Source organism: Buttiauxella noackiae (assembly GCF_000737905.1).
Classification (GTDB): Bacteria; Pseudomonadota; Gammaproteobacteria; order Enterobacterales; family Enterobacteriaceae; genus Buttiauxella; species Buttiauxella noackiae.
On sequence record NZ_JPRU01000003.1, the window covers coordinates 192,410 to 212,052 of the forward strand.

A 19,643-nucleotide genomic window follows, 5' to 3' on the forward strand; every position below is an offset into this window, starting at 1 on the left:
GTCGGATCAGCGCAGCGTCATCCGACAAAATACCCAAAATTGGTACCCATAGTGAATTTTAACGGCGTGATGCTACGCATTCGCGGCAAAGTACAGGGCGTTGGCTTCAGACCGTTCGTCTGGCAACTGGCGCAACATCTCAAACTCACGGGCGATGTCTGCAATGACGGTGCCGGTGTGTTGGTGCGCCTGTCCTCCGATGCCGATGCGTTTATCACCGAGCTTCACGCCAAATGCCCACCACTTGCGCGGATCGATAGCGTTGAACAATCGACAATGCAGTGGGAAATAATCCCCCAGGATTTCACCATTCGCCACAGTGCCAGCAGCTCGATGGACACGCAAATCGTCCCGGATGCCGCAACCTGCCCGGACTGCCTGCGTGAGCTAAACGACCCTAACGATCGCCGCTATCGCTATCCGTTTATCAACTGCACCCACTGTGGCCCACGCTTCACCATCATTAATGCTATGCCGTATGACCGGCCCAAAACGGTGATGGCTGCGTTCCCGTTGTGCCCGGCATGTGAAAAAGAGTACCGCGATCCGATGGACCGCCGCTTTCACGCCCAACCTGTAGCATGCCCGCAATGCGGGCCGCAGATTAGCTGGCAATGTGGTGAGAAAAAGCTTGAGCATAAAGACGCATTACAGGCCGCCGTCGCAGCGTTAAAAGCCGGAAGAGTCGTGGCAATAAAAGGGCTGGGGGGTTTTCATCTGGCCGTTGATGCCCGTAATGACGAAGCCGTTGCTCGCTTACGTGAACGCAAACGTCGCCCGGCAAAACCATTGGCTGTGATGCTGCCAGATTCACGCAATTTACCCGCAGATATCATCGCACAGCTCAACACACCAGCGGCACCCATTGTCTTAATGGCGAAATCGGCATTGCGCGAGTTAAGCACGCTTATCGCCCCAGGGCTTCGCGAAGTCGGTGTGATGTTACCCGCCAACCCGCTACAACACCTTTTGATGCAGGATTTTGGCGGCCCGCTGGTAATGACATCCGGTAATTTAAATGGCAAACCACCAGCCATTACCAATCAGCAAGCGCTTGAAGAGTTGGCGGAAATTGCCGACGGCTGGTTGCTGCATAACCGCGACATCGTTCAGCGTATGGATGATTCTGTGGTGCGTGCAAGCGGTGAGATGCTGCGCCGCGCCAGAGGGTTTGTGCCAGATGCTCTCCCGTTGCCACCAGGTTTTGAGGCGTTACCACCAATTCTGGCGTTAGGTTCTGACCTGAAAAATACCTTCTGCCTGCTGCGCGGCAACCAGGCGGTGCTCAGCCAGCATCTGGGAGATCTGGCTGAAGATGGTGTTGAACAGCAGTGGCAAAAAGCTCGTGCACTCATGTGTGAGGCTTATGATTTCAAAGCGCAATATATCGCCATAGACGCACACCCAGGCTACCACAGCTCCCGTCTCGGGAAAGAGATGGGGTTGCCAGTGAGCACTGTTTTGCATCATCACGCTCACGCGGTGGCCTGTATGGCTGAACACAGCTGGCCGCTGGATAACGGTGATGTGATTGCCATAACCCTTGATGGCATCGGTTATGGCGAGGATGACCAGTTGTGGGGCGGTGAGTGCCTGCGAGTTAACTATCGCGAATGCGAGCATCTCGGAGGCTTACCGGCAGTAGCGCTGCCAGGTGGTGATCTTGCGGCGCGCCAACCATGGCGCAACCTGTTTGCTCATTGCCAGGCATTTGTTCCTGACTGGCAACAGTATCCTGAAACGGCAGTAGTGCGTACGCAGAACTGGCCATTGCTGGCCAGGGCAATTGAGCGAGGCATTAACGTGCCAGCCGCCTCCTCCACTGGTCGATTATTTGATGCCGCCGCTGCGGCACTCAATTGCGCACCGCTACAGCAAAGTTATGAGGGTGAAGCCGCCTGTCGCTTTGAAGCGCTGGCAACGCAAAATGGGCAATGCCACCATCCTGTCACACTGCCGATCATCAATGGAAAACTGCATTTAGCGACCTTCTGGCAGCAATGGCTGAACTGGCACGACTGTGCACCCGCACGCGCCTGGGCATTTCATGATGCGCTGGCAAAAGGTTTTGCTGATCTGGCCCGAAGCCACGCGCATAAGCTTTCGATTAACACCCTCGTCTTTAGCGGAGGCGTGCTGCATAACCAGCTGATGCGCGAACGATTTTCGTATCACCTCGCAGATTTCAACCTGCTCTTCCCGACACAGTTGCCTGCTGGTGACGGTGCCCTTTCATTGGGCCAGGCTCTTGTTGCTGCCGCCCGTATCACCATTCCCTCACAAGGATAAAATGATGTTATTGCGTATTCTTCGTGACAACCCACGCGCTGCTGTGTTGCTCGTGGCTTTAGTTGCAGCCAATTTAGCCGCCTGGGCCTGGGCTTTGGTTTCATTCCATCACAGCACCGCTCTGATGGCCGCAAGCCTGCTTGCCTGGTGCTATGGCTTGCGCCATGCCGTTGATGCCGACCACATTGCGGCGATTGATAACGTGACGCGCAAAATGATGCAGCAGGGGAAGCGCCCGTTTGGTATTGGTGCGTGGTTCTCACTTGGTCACTCGAGCATTGTCGTGCTGGCATCGGTTGCAATTGCCGCAACAGCGGCGGCATTTCAGAGCGATATGGATTGGTTTCATGACGTTGGTGGCGTGATTGGCACCGCTGTTTCAGCCTGCTTCTTGCTGGCAATGGCGTTGGTCAATCTGGTGATTTTACGCGGCGTATGGCGTAATTTCCGCCAGCTTAAACGCGGTGAATCATTGTCTGAAGAGGCTACCGATTTTAACGGCGGCGGCATGATGAGCTGGCTGTTCCGCTCCACTTTCAAGCTTATCAACAAGAGCTGGCACATGTATTTGGTCGGCTTTTTGTTCGGGTTAGGTTTTGATACTGCAACAGAGATTGGCGTATTAGGCATTTCTGCTGCCAGTGCTTCAAGCGGCATGTCGATGTGGTCGATTCTGGTGTTCCCGGCGCTGTTTGCCAGCGGTATGGCACTGATTGATACACTCGACAATATGATTATGGTTGGCGCTTACGGCTGGGCGTTTAACAAACCGCAGCGCAAACTCTATTACAACATGACTATCACTGGCACTTCTGTGGTCGTGGCGCTGTTTATTGGCGGCATGGAAGCATTAGGTTTGCTGGCGGATAAATTCAACCTGCACACAGGCCTGTGGAAATGGGTTGATGCGTTGAATGAAAATCTCGGCAATGCGGGCTTTATCGTGGTTGGGCTGTTTATTGCTTGCTGGATTATTTCCATGCTGAATTACCGCTGGAAGGGGTACGACTCTTTGGTGGTGCGCTAATCAGACAAACCTTCTCCCTGGAAAGGGAGAAGGTTTTTAAATTTTACTTCGCTTCAGCCCACGCCCGTTCAATCTCTTCGGCAAGAATCTTCACACCCGCTTCTATTTTCTCAGGCTCTGGCACGTAGTTCATACGCATACACTGATGCGTGTGCGGCCACGGCTTATCAAGACCTGGGAAGAAGTAATCCCCTGGCACCATCAATACACCGCGCTTTTTCAGACGCTGATAGAGTAACTCGGTGGAAATCGGCAAGTCTTTAAACCACAACCAAAGGAAAATTGCCCCTTCCGGTTTATGAATTAAGCAGCGTTCTGGTGACAAATAGCGGCGAATCGTCGCGATTGTGTCCTGAACGCGCTGGTAATAGAAGGGTTTGATGACCGTTTCAGACAGGCGCAGCAAATCATTACGCTTAATCATTTCGCAAGCCATTGCCGGGCCAATACCTCCTGGGGCCAGGCTGATAATGCCGTTCATGTTGCTGATAGCAGAGATGATTTTTTCATTGGCGATGATAATGCCACAACGACTACCCGGTAAGCCGAGCTTCGAGAGACTCATACACAGGATAATATTCGGATTCCACAGCGGGCGTGCCTCGGTGAAAATAATACCCGGGAACGGTACGCCATATGCGTTATCAATCACCAACGGAATACCGTGCTGGTGCGCCAACGCATCAAGCTTAATCAGCTCTTCATCGGTAATGACGTTGCCCGTCGGGTTGGTCGGGCGCGACACGCAAATCATCCCGGTGTCCGGGCCGATTTGCAGATGTTCAAAATCGACGTGATATTTAAACTGGCCTTCCGGCAGCAGTTCGATATTCGGGCGCGTTGAGACAAACAGGTCTTCTTCGAGACCCGAATCTGCATAGCCGATATATTCAGGTGCCAGTGGGAACAACACTTTTTTAGTGCTGCCATCCGCATACCGACCCGCGAACAGATTAAACAGGTAGAAAAATGCGCTCTGACTGCCATTTGTCAGTGCAATATTCTGAGGATTAATATCCCAACCTAATTCTGTACGCAGCATATCTGCAAGCGCGTCAAGTAACTCACTTTTCCCCTGCGGACCGTCGTAATTGCATAGCGCATCAGCCATTTTCCCATTTGCCAGCATGTCTGCCAGCAGATCCTGGAAGTAGTCATTCATAGCAGGAATTTGCGCAGGATTACCGCCACCGAGCATGATCGCTCCAGGTGTGCGTAGACCATCGTTGAGATCCTCCATCAGGCGTGTAATGCCTGCATGGCGGGTAAATTTGTCGCCGAAAAGTGAAAACGTCATAGCGTAGATCTGTCTTTGACTATCAAAAAGAGGCTAACCATAGCGCCGGAGAAGACACGGTGCAAACGCATTAAGGATAGTCGCAGTCATGGAATGTGCTGCTTTAACGCTGATTAAAAGCATTAAGTACCGCGCTTCGCTTTATGGCCTACAAGTGCATTTGTATACCCTATAAGCGAAGCGCTATTCATTATTAATTCCCTGCCCAGACCACCATCACTTTGTCATCTGCGGATTCACGGCTAAAGCCGTACCCTTGTTTCATGCTCAGTGTGTTCTGCTTGCCCGCGCCAATTGCCGGATGGCGGGCTCGGAACTGGCTGATTTTCTGCCAGTGCGACAGCGTGGCAACATTCTGCCCCCAGTTCATATCAGAACGGGTTCCCTGAAGCGGGTCGGAACCTGTCGGGCCAAACGGGCGTTCAGTCTCATCGCCATAGAAAATTTGCACCGCACCAGGGGCCAGCAATAGCAATTCTGCCGCACGCTGGCCACCTTCGCGGAACAGGCGGGTATCATGCGAGGAAAGGTAGCTAAGCACATTGAAATCCTGCAACTTAGTCGCCATTTGTTGCCAGGTGAGATCGATGTTTTCGAGGCAATCCACCGCTTTTGCCGCTTGTTCCTGATAATCAAAATTGATCATCGCGTCAAAGCCGCTGTTGTAGTAATCGCTCCGCATCACGCCGTGGCCCCAGGATTCTCCGGTCATCCAGAACGGCGCATCATCCAACTTTTTATCTGGGTTAGCTTTTTTCCATTCGGCCAGTGCAGCAACAGATTGCTCTTTAAGCTGCTGCCAGCCCGCTTTTTCGACATGCTTTGCCGTATCCACCCGGAAACCGTCGATACCGTAATCGCGCACCCATTGGCTTAACCAATGGGTCAGGTAATCGCGCACGGTGTAATCAGCAATTTCTTTCGCGTGAGTATCAGGTTTGTGGCGATAAAAAATCGGCAAGCCTGCCGGTTGTGTGGATTCCGTTTTTAAATCTGGCAAGAAGGCCAACGACATTGTGAGGTCGTCAAATCCAGGGGAGTCGTAATTTCCAATATCGGTGCGAATCCAGTTTTTCCCCCACCAGTTTTGCCACGCCGTTTTATCACCAAAGTTGATGTAATCATTAAAGGAGTGCCAGCTCTGGCCAGGGCCTGGTTTCCAGTCTGTCCAGTGCTTGCCGAGGGTTTTAGTCAGCTCGTCACCTTTAAGATAAAGCGCGCCAAAATCGTACTCCTGCATATCGGCAAGCGTTGCATAGCCTGTATGGTTCATCACAACGTCGAACAAAATTCGAATGCCGCGTTTGTGGGCTTCGTCCACCAATGTGCGTAGTTCGTCCTCAGTCCCCATATTGGCATCGAGTTTGGTCCAGTCCATGGTGTAGTAACCGTGGTAGGCATAGTGCGGGAAGTCCCCTTTTGTGCCGCCACCAACCCAACCATGAATTTGCTCGAGAGGCGAGCTTATCCACAGCGCGTTCACGCCCAGTTGCTGTAGATAATCGAGTTTTTGGGTAAGTCCAGCCAGGTCACCACCGTGGAACGTGCCTATCTCTTGCATTCCATCTTTATGACGGCCATAGCTGTTATCGTTTTTCGGGTTGCCATTCTCAAAGCGGTCAGTCAGCACAAAATAGACCGTGGCGTTATGCCAGCTAAACGGCGCTGCCTGTTTAGTGGTGGCAGATTCAAGCAGCAGCAGCCCGTTGCTATTCGCAGCAGGCATTAGAGTAATCTTGCCTTGGTTGACCGTTGTTGTAGCACCGCTATAGAAATCTCGAACCTCACTCCCTTCAGCAAAGGTTTTACTGACATCCAGCGTGAGCGGCTTGCCATCCCATTTCGGGCACTGACGGGTGACATCGACAGGAGCGGCTTGTGCCTCGCTATTGACGCTCAGGATGAGTGTAGGAGTGCCGCTACGCGTATCAATTTGAACTCGATACTCTCCTTCGCGAAATAAACGCCAGACGGGTGCTGCCCCCTCACAAGGTTTAAGCGACAGTGTCTGGTTAAGTTTGATTGATTCCGCGGGCTGCCAGCAGGCCTGATCAAGTTTAAGACTTAGCGGTAGAGTGCCTTTCGCAAGCTGTGCCTCGCTGACAAATAGGCCCGGAGTTTGCTCTTTAAATGCAGGTATTCCGGGAACAATCCAGGCGGCTTGCACAAGTCCTGGAAACAGTAAAAGCAGCAGAGGTAATTTTTTCATAGGGTTAAGCCCGCGATTGTCTTTTATTCAGTTTGGCACTGTTTTAAATAGCGGAGTTCATCCCCAAAAGGGGTTGTCAGGGGTGGAGATAATAGGGTGAGTGATGCAGTTATCAGTTTGCGTAAATATGGGATAAACATCGCATATTGCAATACTTTTTGGCGTCATAAGAAGTTCGTACGTGACATCATTTAGGAATGGGATTATTTCTTTTGGTGCTCTGAAGGTCTATTTTTGTTAGTATCTGCGTTTACTTTATTCGAAACCTTTTATAAATAAGGCACTGGAAACGTAACGATCCGACCAGGAGATCTAATGATATCAACCCATTTCCGACGATTTGGGGCTGCGATACTTATGTTACTGACCTTCAGTTTTTCAACTGGGGTATTAGCAAGTAAACATGAGCCAAAATCGCATAAAGCCCACATAGTTAAGACCAAAAGCACGACGACACACAGTAAGAAATTGGTAAGTAGTAAAAAAGAGTATTCTCGCAATAGTGAAATTGCATCGCTCCCTGACTTGCGAAAATACCCTTCCGGAACACCTAGAAAAAAAGCGTTTCTCCGGACAGTCATGCCATATATTACTAGTCAAAATGCAGCGATCACTGCGGACCGTAACTGGTTGGTTTCTAAGCAGTATGAAAAACGCTGGTCACCATCAGAGCGTACACGCCTGAAAGGAATTACCCAGCGCTATAAAATTGCGTGGAATGGTAATACTAAGCGTGTGCCGTGGAATACGCTGATGGAAAAAGTCGACATCATTCCTACCAACATGGTAGCAACGATGGCTGCAGCTGAAAGCGGCTGGGGTACGTCGAAACTTGCCCGTAGCAACAACAATTTGTTTGGTATGAAGTGCAGCAAACGCCATTGCAACAGTGAACCAGGTAAAGTTAAAGGCTATTTGCACTACGATTCAGTTAAGGAAGGCGTTAACGCTTACGTAACAAATCTGAATACGCATCCGGCCTATAATTCCTTCCGTAAATCACGTGCGCAATTGCGTAAAGCGGATCAGGAAGTGACTGCCAGCAATATGATTCATAAGCTGAAAGGGTATTCTACAAAAGGTAGTAGCTATAACAATTACCTATTTGCGATGTACCAAACCAATCAGCGATTTATGGCACCGAACTAATTAAAAAAAGAGAATGTTAATAATAAGTAATAATTCACGCCTTCAATTCGAAGGCGTTTTTTTTGCTTAACTCATTCACTAAACCAATATTTCACTATGTCTTTCACGATGTTCTTTCGGCGTTGAGCCATACTCTTTTTTAAAGACCGAATAGAAGTATTGCAATGATGGATAACCACACATTTGCGATATTTCATTGATAGACAAAGATGTAGACACCAGCAAACTGCGCGCTTTTTCTAACTTTTCGGTGTGAATTATTGTATGAATCGTCTCACCGACTTCTTCTTTAAACCGCTTCTCGAGGTTAGAACGCGAGATCCCTACCGCGTCCAAAACTTGCTCAACTTTGATACCTTTACAGGCATGGTTTCGGATGTAGTGCATTGCCTGAATCACAGCGGGATCGTGCAAAGAACGATAATCCGTTGAACGGCGTTCAACCACACGCACCGGCGGCACCAGAATGCGTTGTAAAGCAAGTGGCTCATTGTCCATCAAACGATGCAATAACTTTGCGGCCTGATATCCCATCTGCCTTGTTCCCTGTGCTACAGACGAAAGTGCCACGCGCGATAGATAACGCGTCAGTTCTTCGTTATCTATCCCAATCACACAGAGTTTTTCCGGCACGGGAATATGCAGATGTTCGCAAACTTGCAGCAGGTGTCGTGCACGCGCATCCGTCACGGCAATAATCCCGGTTTGCGGTGGAAGTGTTTGCACCCAATCCGCCAGGCGGTTTTGCGCATGCTGCCAATTCTCCGGGGCCGTTTCTATACCCTGATAAACCACGCCCCGATATTTTTCTTTTGCCACAAGCTGATTAAAAGCGTACTCACGTTCCATAGCCCAACGCTTGCCGCTGGAGTTCGGCAAACCATAGAAGGCGAAACGTTGCACGCCCTTCTCTTTTAGATGCAAAAATGCACTTTCCACCAGGGCATGGTTGTCGGTAGCAATGTAATGTACTGGTGGATAGTGTTCTGGCGAATGGTAGGACCCTCCCACACCAACAATAGGAACATCCGCTCCATCTAATAAACGCTGGATTTCAGTATCATCAAAATCGGCAATCACGCCGTCGCCTAGCCACTCTTTGATATTGTCGATGCGGGCACGGAAATCTTCTTCAATAAAAATGTCCCACTCAGATTGAGACGCCTGCAAGTATTCTCCAACGCCCTCCACTACCTGACGGTCGTAGGCTTTGTTGGCATTGAATAACAACGTAATGCGATGACGTTTCTCAAACATGCCTTTTCCCTGATAAAAAACTGTATGTGAAAATAACAATGCCCAAGCTACTTCAAAATGCAGGTAGGCGGCAATCGAGAGAATCCTGAGAACTTACCAAGTAAGTGACTCGGGTGAACGAGAGCCGCCAACCCCCCTGCAGATTGAAGAGCGACGGGCATTTTGCACACTTATGCTCTACGTTTAGTAGCCGAATCCATCCAGACAGCCAGCAATAAAATGGCGCCTTTTACGATGTATTGCCAAAATGTCGGGACATCCATCATGCTCATGCCGTTATCCAGTGAAGCCATGATAAATGCCCCCATCACCGCCCCTGCAACACTTCCAACGCCGCCGGCAAGACTCGTACCACCAATGACACATGCTGCAATGGCATCCAGCTCAGCAATGTTGCCGGCAGACGGAGAGCCTGCTCCCAATCGCGAGCTAAGAATTAACCCAGCAATCGCCACCATCAAGCCGTTTATGGCAAACACCGCAAGCTTGGTGCGCTCCACATTAATGCCCGATAGCCGCGCCGCCTCAATATTGCCGCCAATCGCGTAAATACGTCTGCCAAACGCTGTGCGAGTCGCCATAAACATTCCCGCTAGCAGTAATAACGTGAGGATCAGCACCGGTGTAGGTACGCCGCGGTAATCATTGAGTAGCCAGATAGCCCCCAACACGATAACTGCTGTGATGGCTTGTCGCCCTAAGACACCTGTGGAGGCCGGCGTTTCTAGCCCCAGAGCCTGCCGCCGACTACGCATCCTCCATTGCCAGGCAACAAAAACCACCAGCCCTAAAGTACCAATACCAAAACCAATTCCGTCTGGCAGGTAGCTTTGCCCGATTTGCGACATTGAGGCACTGGTTGGCGATACGGTTGTACCGTTAGTAATGCCGATCAGCACGCCGCGAAACGCCAGCATTCCAGCAAGGGTGACGATAAATGACGGCACTTTACGATACGCCACCCACCATCCGTTCCACGCCCCTAAAACGAGCCCAAGTACCAGCGTTACGGCAATCGTGAGTGGTAGTGGCCACCCAAGCCAAACATCAAAAATGGCCGCCACACCGCCAAGTAACCCCATCATCGAGCCGACAGAAAGATCGATTTCTGCCGAAATGATGACGAATACCATGCCTACCGCCAGAATCCCGGTGATAGCGGTTTGGCGTAATAAATTGGAGATATTTCTGGCACTGAGATAAGCGCCTTCGGTGGTCCAGGTAAAGAACAGCATAATCACCACAATCGCTGTGATCATGACAAAAACCTGGAGATTAAGTGCCCGTAGTCCGGCAAAAGGTGATGCCGCAGGTGCCGTGAGTTTCATTTCAGACGGATGACTTTTCGACATGCTTTTCACTCCTCAGTGCAGCTTCCATAACCTGCTCTTGGGTCAGGTTATTGTTAATCAGATTGGCTTTGATTCGCCCCTCATGCATCACCAGCACCCTGTCACTCAGACCGAGCACTTCCGGCAATTCCGATGAGATAACAATGACCGCAATACCTTGCTGAACCAGCTGATTAATAAGTTTGTAGATTTCGTATTTCGCGCCGATATCAATGCCACGCGTGGGTTCGTCGAGGATCAAAATGCGTGGGTTGAGCAGCAGGCAACGCGCCAGAATGGCTTTTTGCTGGTTGCCGCCGCTCAGGCGACCAATTGCCAATTCTGGTGATGAAGTTTTAACTTTCAGTCGCTCAATCGATTGCAGAATGCAGTTTTGTTCGGCAGCGTCATCGAGCTGAGTTAACGCGCCAGAAAACTGGCTTAATGCGGCAAGTGTGATGTTTTGCCCCACAGCCATGACCGGCACGATGCCATCTTTTTTGCGGTCTTCTGGCACCATCGCAATGCCGTGAGCTATCGCCTGCTGGCAATTGCCGATAGCGACTTGTTGATTATCAATGAAAATACGACCTTCAGACTTGCCCGGCCAGACGCCAAACAAACATTGCACAGCTTCGGTACGCCCGGCACCGACCAGTCCTGCGATCCCAAGAATTTCACCTTTATGCAGTGAAAAAGAGATGTCATTAACTCGTTTGATATGCCGATTGACCGGATGCCACGCAGTGAGATGCTCAACACGCAACACTTCTTCACCCGTCTGATGCGGTTCATTAGGGTAAAGCGCCGTAAGCTCACGTCCCACCATCATGGTGATGATGTCTTCTTCGCACATCAGTGCCGCATCCCGTGTACCAATCGGCTGCCCATCGCGGATAACGCAGATGGTGTCGGAAATAGCTTTCACTTCATTGAGTTTGTGGGAGATGTAAATACAGGCAATACCATGAGCCTGTAGATCACGAATAATTGCTAGTAACACTGCTGTTTCTTGCTCAGTTAGTGAAGCTGTAGGCTCATCCAGAATGAGTAAGCGCACTTGTTTATTAAGCGCTTTGGCAATCTCAACCAACTGCTGCTGCCCAAGCCCCAGCGAACCAACGCGCGTATCTGGGGAAATATTCAGGCTCACCTGTGAGAGCAGTTTTTGGCATCGGAGCGTCATGCTGTCGTAATCCAGTACACCATGCCGCGACAACTCAGCGCCGAGGAAAATGTTCTCAAGCACAGTCAGATGTTTAACCAGAGCCAGCTCCTGGTGAATAATCGCAATACCTTTGCGTTCGGTATCGCGGATATGGCTCGCCTGAAGTTTTTCACCGGCGAACCATATTTCACCTTCGTAACTGCCGTAGGGGTAGATACCGCACAGCACTTTCATCAATGTAGATTTACCAGAGCCGTTTTCACCACAGAGGGACATCACTTCACCAGCATCCACTGACAGACTGACGTTATCCACGGCCTTCACAACACCAAAAGCTTTGGTGATATTTTTCATTTCCAGTAAACAAGGCATAGCCCCTCCTTTACCTGTTTTCAGGGTCTCGCCCGTGGCAAAGCACGGGCGCGGTGGGTTATAGCTCGTTTTTCTTGTGGAAACCGTCTGCCACAACGGTGCTGTCAATATTGGCTTTATCGACTTCGACAGGTGTCAGTAGACGTGAGGGAACATCTTTAATGCCATTGTTCAATACAGCGTCAGAAGCGGGTTGTTTGCCTTCACCTAATTCCACAGCAATTTCAGCTGCCGTATTCGCAAGCTTGGTGATTGGCTTATAAACCGTCATGGTTTGCGTACCGGCAATAATACGTTTCACCCCAGCCAAATCCGCATCCTGCCCGGAAATGGCGACTTTACCAGCTAACCCTTGCGCACTTAATGCCTGGATTGCACCGCCTGCAGTCGCATCGTTTGACGCCACAACAGCATCAATTTTATTGTTATTAGCTGTCAGAGCATTCTCCATAATTTTCAATGCGTTTTCAGGCAGCCAACCATCGGCCCATTGATCGCCGACAACTTTTATTTTCCCACTCTCAATATAAGGTTTTAATACTTTCATCTGCCCTGCACGGAACATTTTGGCATTATTATCAACAGGTGAACCGCCCATTAAGAAATAATTACCAGAAGGCACTTTATTAACAAGACTTTGTGCCTGTAATTCACCTACCTTTTCATTGTCAAATGAGATGTAATAATCAATGTCGGCATTATTAATCATGCGATCATAAGCTAATACTTTTATTCCTTCTCTTTTAGCCTCAGCAATCACATTACTTAACACCTGGCCGTTGTAAGGAATAATGACCAGTACATCAACACCACGGTTGATCATGTTTTCTATTTGCGACATTTGCGTTTCTTCGTTGCCATTCGCGGATTGTACAAAGACTTTCGCGCCCAACGATTCGGCTTTTTTAACAAAAATATCGCGGTCTTTCTGCCAGCGTTCAAGACGTAAATCGTCTATCGCCATGCCAATTTTCACTTCTTTAGCAATACCACTGATACTGGTCAGAACGAGTGAGGCGCACAGCGTTAGTAAGAGGTTCTTAATCTTCATATTGTTATACCTTTGTAGGGATGAATAACTCGGATTAAATTTATTATCTGTCGACCGGAGAAGATTGTTGTCTGTGAATGCAATTCCAGCAATTACAGATTTTTATCTTCCCATTACGTTTTTTGGTTTAATTTCTAATTTATGATGACGATCTGCTTTTAATTTAACAAACTCATTCGTTTCTTTATTTATTGGAATAACCATCGAGATATTTCATTCATTATTTTCAGTATTTTTGCGAAGCAGCGCACATTTGAGCATTCTCTTAAACGCAGTGTGAAATAACGTAATTGAGCAATACCAGAGGAAAATACAGGATGGTGACAGAATCGCTTACTTGCCGCCCCCCCCTGATTACGGAGTCACTTATGCAAGCCTATTTCGACCAACTTGAACGCGTTCGTTTTGAAGGTACCAAATCCACTAATCCTCTGGCATTCCGCCACTACAATCCAGACGAAATCGTTCTGGGTAAACGCATGGAAGAACATCTGCGTTTTGCTGCCTGTTACTGGCATAACTTCTGTTGGAATGGCACAGACATGTTTGGTTCCGGTTCCTTTGAGCGTCCCTGGCTGCAAGCAGGCGATGCGTTAGGTCTGGCTAAACAGAAAGCTGACGTGGCGTTTGAATTTTTCCACAAGCTGAATGTGCCGTATTACTGCTTCCACGATGTAGACGTTTCACCAGAAGGATCGTCTCTGAAAGAGTATCTGAACAACTTCGCACAAATGACCGAAGTACTGGCGCAAAAGCAGCAAGAAAGTGGTGTGAAATTGCTGTGGGGTACTGCCAACTGCTTTACCAACCCACGTTTTGGTGCCGGTGCGGCAACCAACCCGGATCCGGAAGTGTTCTCCTGGGCTGCCACACAAGTCGTAACTGCAATGAATGCCACTCACAAACTGGGCGGTGAAAACTATGTACTTTGGGGTGGCCGTGAAGGTTACGAATCTCTGCTCAATACCGATTTGCGTCAAGAACGTGAGCAAATTGGCCGCTTCTTGCAAATGGTCGTTGAGCATAAACACAAAATTGGTTTCCGTGGCACATTACTTATCGAACCAAAACCGCAAGAACCTACCAAGCATCAGTACGATTACGATGTCGCCACGGTTTATGGCTTCCTGAAACAGTTTGGTCTGGAAAAAGAGATCAAAGTAAACATTGAAGCAAACCACGCAACACTTGCGGGTCATTCGTTCCATCACGAAATCGCCAGCGCTATTGCATTGGGTATTTTCGGTTCAGTCGATGCCAACCGTGGTGACCCGCAGTTGGGCTGGGATACCGACCAGTTCCCAAATAGCGTGGAAGAAAATTCATTAGTGATGTACGAAATCCTCAAAGCAGGTGGTTTCACCACGGGCGGCCTGAACTTTGATGCCAAAGTACGCCGCCAAAGCACCGATAAGTACGACCTGTTCTATGGTCATATTGGTGCAATGGACGTGATGGCACTGTCGCTAAAAATTGCTGCACGCATGATTGAAGATGGTGAACTGGATAAGCGTGTTGCGAAGCGTTATGCCGGTTGGAATGGTGAACTGGGCCAGCAAATTCTGAAAGGACAAATGTCTCTTGCGCAGATTGCACAGTACGCTGAACAACATAACCTGGCGCCGCAGCACCAGAGCGGGCATCAGGAGTTGTTGGAGAACCTGGTGAATCATTATCTGTTTGATAGATAAATTCAGATCTATATACAAAAGTGGTGGGTAGCTTTCGACTTATCCACCCACATATTTTCCTAGCACCACGCCTGTCGTGGTGCGTTTGTAAGGAGTGGTCAGTATGTACATCGGACTCGATCTCGGGACGTCAGGCGTTAAAGCCATTTTGCTCAATGAGCAAGGCGAGGTGCTGGCTTCACAAACCGAAACGCTGACTGTGTCACGCCCACATCCACTGTGGTCGGAACAAGATCCAGAACACTGGTGGCAAGCCACAGACCGCGCAATGAAAGCACTTGGGGAGCAGCATCCTCTCACCGATGTGAAAGCACTGGGAATTGCCGGGCAAATGCACGGTGCAACGCTGCTTGATAGCCAGCAGGAGGTGCTACGCCCCGCAATTTTATGGAATGACGGCCGCTGTAGTGAAGAATGTGCGCTACTGGAAGCTGCCGTACCTGAATCACGTGAGATTACCGGCAACCTGATGATGCCGGGATTTACTGCACCGAAGCTGCTCTGGGTTCAGCGCCATGAACCAGACGTTTTCGCCATAATCGATAAGGTCCTGCTACCAAAAGATTATCTGCGTTTGCGTATGACCGGCGTGTTTGCCAGTGACATGTCAGATGCTGCAGGCACCATGTGGCTGGATGTCGCAAAGCGAGACTGGAGCGACAAAATGCTCGACGCCTGCCAACTCAACCGCCAGCAAATGCCTGCCTTATATGAAGGCACTGAAATAACCGGCACGTTGAAAGAGGACGTGGCTAAGGCGTGGAATATGCCCGCTGTGCCCGTTGTTGCAGGCGGTGGGGATAACGCCGCAGGGGCAGTTGGCGTTGGCATGATGGATGCCGGCCAGGCGATGTTGTCGCTGGGTACATCAGGCGTTTACTTCGCTGTTAGCGATGGTTTTCGCAGCAAACCTGAAAGTGCCGTTCACAGCTTCTGTCACGCGCTGCCAAACCGCTGGCATTTAATGTCTGTGATGTTAAGTGCTGCATCTTGTCTGGATTGGGCAGCAAAACTGACTGGCCTTGGCACCGTTCCGGCATTACTGGCAGCCGCTGAAAAAGCCGATGAAGAAGCGGGAGATATTTGGTTCTTGCCATATCTTTCAGGCGAACGCACACCGCACAACAATCCGCAGGCAAAAGGGGTTTTCTTTGGCCTGACGCATCAGCATGGGCCGGCAGAACTTGCCCGGGCTGTGCTTGAAGGAGTGGGTTATGCGCTGGCAGACGGTATGGACGTCGTTCATTCTTGTGGAGTGACACCACATAGCGTGACACTAATCGGGGGCGGTGCGCGTAGCCCTTACTGGCGGCAGATACTGGCGGATATCAGCGGGCAAACGCTGGATTACCGTACGGGGGGTGATGTTGGCCCGGCGCTGGGAGCCGCGCGTCTGGCACAAATCGCGATGTCTCCAGATAAGCCATTACAATCTCTGCTGCCACAATTGCTTCTTGAGCAACAGCACACGCCAGATATGGCGCGCCATGCGCGTTACAAAACTCGCCGTAAAGTGTTTAACCAAATTTATCAGCAGCTGCTGCCACTGATGTCGTGACACAAAAAATAACGCTCAGGTTTTACCTGAGCGTTAGCAGCATTCACCATCCAATATTTAAGACAGCAAGGTAAACGCAATCATCCCAACAACCGCACCTGTGGTGCCGAGAATGGTTTCCATCAGTGTCCAGGTCTTCAGGGTTTGCCCTTCGGTTGCGCCCGTGAACTTACCAAATAACCAGAAACCAGCGTCGTTAACGTGGCTCACAACAATCGATCCACCTGCGATACAAATCGACAAAGCAGCCATTTGCGCGCCGTTATAGTTCAGTTGTTCAATAACCGGCATCACAAGACCGACGGCGGTCAGGCAAGCAACGGTTGCGGAACCCTGAATAATACGAACCGCAGCAGCCAGTACGAAGCAGGTTAAAGCAATGGGTAAACCTAAACCGGTCAATGCTTCACCCAGTGCAGGGCCTACGCCCGAGTCCACTAGCACCTGTTTAAATACCCCACCTGCACCGATAACCAGCAAAATAATGCCAGCCGGTTGCAGCGCATGGCCGCAGATTTCCATGACCTTTTCTTTCGCCATTCCCTGACGATATGCAAGGCCATAAATAGCAACCAGACACGCCACCAGAATCGCGGTGAACGGATGGCCAATAAACTCAAGCCATTCGTACAGCGTGGAACCTTGTTCAACGAAACGCGCAGCGATGGTTTTCATCCCTACCAACACCAGCGGCAGTAGGATCAGCGACAGGCTGAAGCTGAACGATGGCAATTTGCCTTCGCCCAGATGCGGTTCAGTGATGTCGTCCGGAATATGCAGTTCGACGTATTTACTGATGAAGTTACCAAACAGCGGCCCGGCGATAATCATAGCTGGAATGGCGGCGCACAAGCCCAGCAGAATCATCCAGCCAAAGTCGGCGTGCATTTGGGAAGCCAGCAGCATGGGTGCAGGCCCTGGCAACAGAAACGCTGCGGCAGCGGCAACACCTGCGAACAGAGGAATAACTAATTTTACCAGGTTTGTTCCGGTGTGACGGGCCATAGAAAACGCCACGCTAATCAGCAGAACAATGGCAACTTCGAAGAACAGCGGTAGTGCGCAAATCAAACCTGCCAGGCCAATCGCGTAATGTGCGCGACTCTTGCCGAAAACCTTGAGCATTTTGACGGCTATCTGGTCTACGGCACCCGTTTCATGAAGAATCTTGCCAAACATCGCACCGAGCGCGACGACGATGGCCAGAAAGCCGAGTGTACCGCCCATGCCTTTTTCCATGGTTGCCGCGATTTTATCGAGCGGCATCCCGGAAAATATCCCTGCACCAATTGAAACCACCATCAAAGCAACGAAGGCATGCATGCGAGCCTTCATCACTAAAAACAGCAGCAGTAAAACCGAACCTACTGCTGTTAAAACAAGTGTTAATGTACTCACTGCACACTGCCTTTATTAATCACATCAATAGTGCTGGCCACCACGCCTTCCAGCGTTTGGTCAATATCCACGACCAGAACATCAGGTTCATCAGACTTTGGTTCTTCCAGCGTTTCAAACTGAGTGACCAACATCTGAGTTTTGAAGAAGTGACCTTTACGTGCTTTCAGACGGCTTTCGATTACCTCAAAATCACCTTTCATGTAGATGAAAGAGAGATTTGGGTTACCGTCGCGCAATTGGTCGCGATAAACCTTTTTCAGCGCAGAGCAAACAATCAGGGAAACTTTGTTTGTCCGCTGCATAGCGAAAGCCGCATCGTTTAGCGCTTGCAGCCACGGCTTACGATCGTCGTCGTTGAGCGGCTCGCCTGATGCCATTTTCATGATATTGCAGCGCGGGTGAAGGAAGTCGCCATCGAGGAACGCGGCTTTGAGTTGATGTGCAACTTCGCTTGCAACAGCAGATTTACCGCTGCCAGAGACGCCCATCAGGACGTAGATGTGGTGGTCATGGTTGGTAGTGCTCATAGCGTAGCTCCGACTGTTATACCCTTCATACTTCGAGTTGCATCTTTGTTGGCTGCGTTCACTCGTCCGAATCACTTAGTTTACTAAGCTCATCGGAACTCCTTCTCTTGCCGTCGCGATGCAACGCGAATTATTTTGGGAATATTAGAAACTGTTACGGGTAACTGTTATCGGTAACATTCTCTGAGCTGATCGAGCAATAAGCAATAACCATTAGCTTGCAAAGCGTATAACTGTGAACTACATCAAAAAATAAACTGTAAATAATCCGAGTTGCAGTTAGCGCTACTGCAACCTGAATTAAGCGAGAATTAAATTGAGCCGCCTGAAGAGAGCGTAAAGCCCAAATCCAGCATTTGTGGTGTGACCGTTTCGCCACGTATCCGCGCCAGCAAACGCTCCGCACCAATACGCCCCATACGTTCACGCGGTGTCAACACGCTGGCAAGACGTGGCTCCATCACCTGCCCGATATCGTGGCCATGGAAACCGGCAATCGCCATATCTTTTGGAATACTCAAGCCCTGACGCTGGCATTCAAATGCCGCACCGATGGCTAAGTCATCGTTAGTACAGAAGATGCTGTCAAGCTGCGGATATTCACGTCTGGCCTGACGAAACAATTCAATACCGGTGGAATATGAGGATGAGTTTTCGACCATTACACTATATGGCACAAGCCCGGCATCGTTCATCGCCTGCTCATAACCTTTTTTCTTAATCACAGTACGTTCATCAAGACGGGCGCCGAGATACGCTACATGTCGGTGGCCACGCGCAATAATTGCGGCTGTCATCTGGCGTGCTGCTTCGAAGTTATCAAACCCTACGGCAATATCCAGGCATGGTGAAACGCTGTCCATCAATTCGACAACGGGAATACCCGCCACTTCAATCATTTTCAAGGTGCGCGGAGTGTGGGTACGTTCAGTAAGGATAAGACCGTCGATATTCCAGGAAAGCATTGATTCCAGGCGCTCTTCTTCCAGCTCCGGTTTATAACCGTAGTGAGCAAGCATAGTCTGGTAGCCGTAAGCATCGACAACGCTTTCAATACCTCGTAGCACTTCAGCGAAAACCTGGTTGGTAAGCGAAGGCAACAACACACCGATTGCACGGCTGGTAGAATTGGAAAGGATGTCGGGTGCGCGGTTCGGAATATAGCCAAGTTCATCAAGGGCCGCGGCAATTTTTACCTGCAACGCAGCGGAAACCTGATCAGGGTTTCGCAAAAAGCGACTGACCGTCATTTTGGTGATGCCAACGCGGTCTGCAACGTCCTGTAATACCGGTCTTTTCTTTTTCATTGTCCTGCT

The 19,643-nt window shown here is 49.9% G+C and carries 14 protein-coding genes; 5 read left to right on the forward strand and 9 right to left on the reverse strand.

Annotated elements, in window-relative coordinates; all coding sequences use genetic code 11:
- The first annotated feature begins 69 nt into the window (after window positions 1-69).
- Window positions 70-2,289 (forward strand): carbamoyltransferase HypF, encoded by a 2,220-nt coding sequence (hypF, locus tag IX31_RS16770; protein WP_034460475.1) that lies wholly within the window; start codon window positions 70-72, stop codon window positions 2,287-2,289.
- Between the two features lie 4 nt (window positions 2,290-2,293).
- Window positions 2,294-3,316, forward strand: coding sequence for a HoxN/HupN/NixA family nickel/cobalt transporter (locus tag IX31_RS16775; protein WP_034460741.1), 1,023 nt, complete (start codon window positions 2,294-2,296; stop codon window positions 3,314-3,316).
- A gap of 43 nt (window positions 3,317-3,359) precedes the next feature.
- Here the strand turns inward: IX31_RS16775 and avtA are convergent, their stop codons facing one another.
- Window positions 3,360-4,613, reverse strand: a complete 1,254-nt coding sequence (gene avtA, locus IX31_RS16780) for a valine--pyruvate transaminase (RefSeq protein WP_034460476.1) — start codon at window positions 4,611-4,613, stop codon at window positions 3,360-3,362.
- A 193-nt stretch (window positions 4,614-4,806) separates the two neighbouring features.
- Window positions 4,807-6,822, reverse strand: a complete 2,016-nt coding sequence (locus IX31_RS16785; RefSeq protein ID WP_034460477.1) for an alpha-amylase — start codon at window positions 6,820-6,822, stop codon at window positions 4,807-4,809.
- Window positions 6,823-7,137: 315 nt separating this feature from the next.
- On the opposite strand from IX31_RS16785, the gene IX31_RS16790 reads away from it, so the two are divergent.
- Window positions 7,138-7,971 carry a protein bax gene (locus IX31_RS16790; protein ID WP_034460478.1) on the forward strand — a complete coding sequence of 278 codons (834 nt, stop codon included), beginning with the start codon at window positions 7,138-7,140 and terminating at the stop codon, window positions 7,969-7,971.
- A gap of 78 nt (window positions 7,972-8,049) precedes the next feature.
- Here the strand turns inward: IX31_RS16790 and xylR are convergent, their stop codons facing one another.
- The 4 genes from xylR to xylF all read right to left on the reverse strand — a co-directional run bounded on the left by xylR (window position 8,050) and on the right by xylF (window position 13,150).
- Window positions 8,050-9,228, reverse strand: coding sequence for a D-xylose utilization transcriptional activator XylR (gene xylR / locus IX31_RS16795; protein WP_034460479.1), 1,179 nt, complete (start codon window positions 9,226-9,228; stop codon window positions 8,050-8,052).
- Window positions 9,229-9,398: 170 nt separating this feature from the next.
- Complete coding sequence (xylH, locus tag IX31_RS16800; RefSeq protein WP_034460480.1) at window positions 9,399-10,580, reverse strand: xylose ABC transporter permease XylH; 1,182 nt, start codon at window positions 10,578-10,580, stop codon at window positions 9,399-9,401.
- Complete coding sequence (locus IX31_RS16805) at window positions 10,558-12,099, reverse strand: xylose ABC transporter ATP-binding protein (protein ID WP_034460481.1); 1,542 nt, start codon at window positions 12,097-12,099, stop codon at window positions 10,558-10,560. The genes xylH and IX31_RS16805 overlap by 23 nt, the downstream gene beginning before the upstream one ends.
- Before the next feature lie 58 nt (window positions 12,100-12,157).
- Window positions 12,158-13,150 carry a D-xylose ABC transporter substrate-binding protein gene (gene xylF / locus IX31_RS16810; RefSeq protein ID WP_034460483.1) on the reverse strand — a complete coding sequence of 331 codons (993 nt, stop codon included), beginning with the start codon at window positions 13,148-13,150 and terminating at the stop codon, window positions 12,158-12,160.
- A 368-nt stretch (window positions 13,151-13,518) separates the two neighbouring features.
- Between xylF and xylA the strand changes: the two genes are divergently transcribed.
- Window positions 13,519-14,841, forward strand: coding sequence for a xylose isomerase (gene xylA / locus IX31_RS16815; protein WP_034460484.1), 1,323 nt, complete (start codon window positions 13,519-13,521; stop codon window positions 14,839-14,841).
- A gap of 103 nt (window positions 14,842-14,944) precedes the next feature.
- Window positions 14,945-16,399, forward strand: coding sequence for a xylulokinase (xylB, locus tag IX31_RS16820; protein ID WP_034460485.1), 1,455 nt, complete (start codon window positions 14,945-14,947; stop codon window positions 16,397-16,399).
- 57 nt (window positions 16,400-16,456) lie between these two features.
- Here xylB and gntU read toward each other — a convergent pair whose 3' ends face one another.
- From gntU to gntR, 3 genes are all read right to left on the reverse strand, one after another.
- Window positions 16,457-17,797, reverse strand: a complete 1,341-nt coding sequence (gntU, locus tag IX31_RS16825; RefSeq protein ID WP_034460486.1) for a gluconate transporter — start codon at window positions 17,795-17,797, stop codon at window positions 16,457-16,459.
- Window positions 17,794-18,327 carry a gluconokinase gene (gene gntK / locus IX31_RS16830; RefSeq protein WP_034460487.1) on the reverse strand — a complete coding sequence of 178 codons (534 nt, stop codon included), beginning with the start codon at window positions 18,325-18,327 and terminating at the stop codon, window positions 17,794-17,796. Before gntK ends, gntU begins: the two co-directional genes overlap by 4 nt.
- Before the next feature lie 311 nt (window positions 18,328-18,638).
- Window positions 18,639-19,634 carry a gluconate operon transcriptional repressor GntR gene (gene gntR / locus IX31_RS16835; protein WP_034460488.1) on the reverse strand — a complete coding sequence of 332 codons (996 nt, stop codon included), beginning with the start codon at window positions 19,632-19,634 and terminating at the stop codon, window positions 18,639-18,641.
- Window positions 19,635-19,643 lie beyond the last annotated feature (9 nt).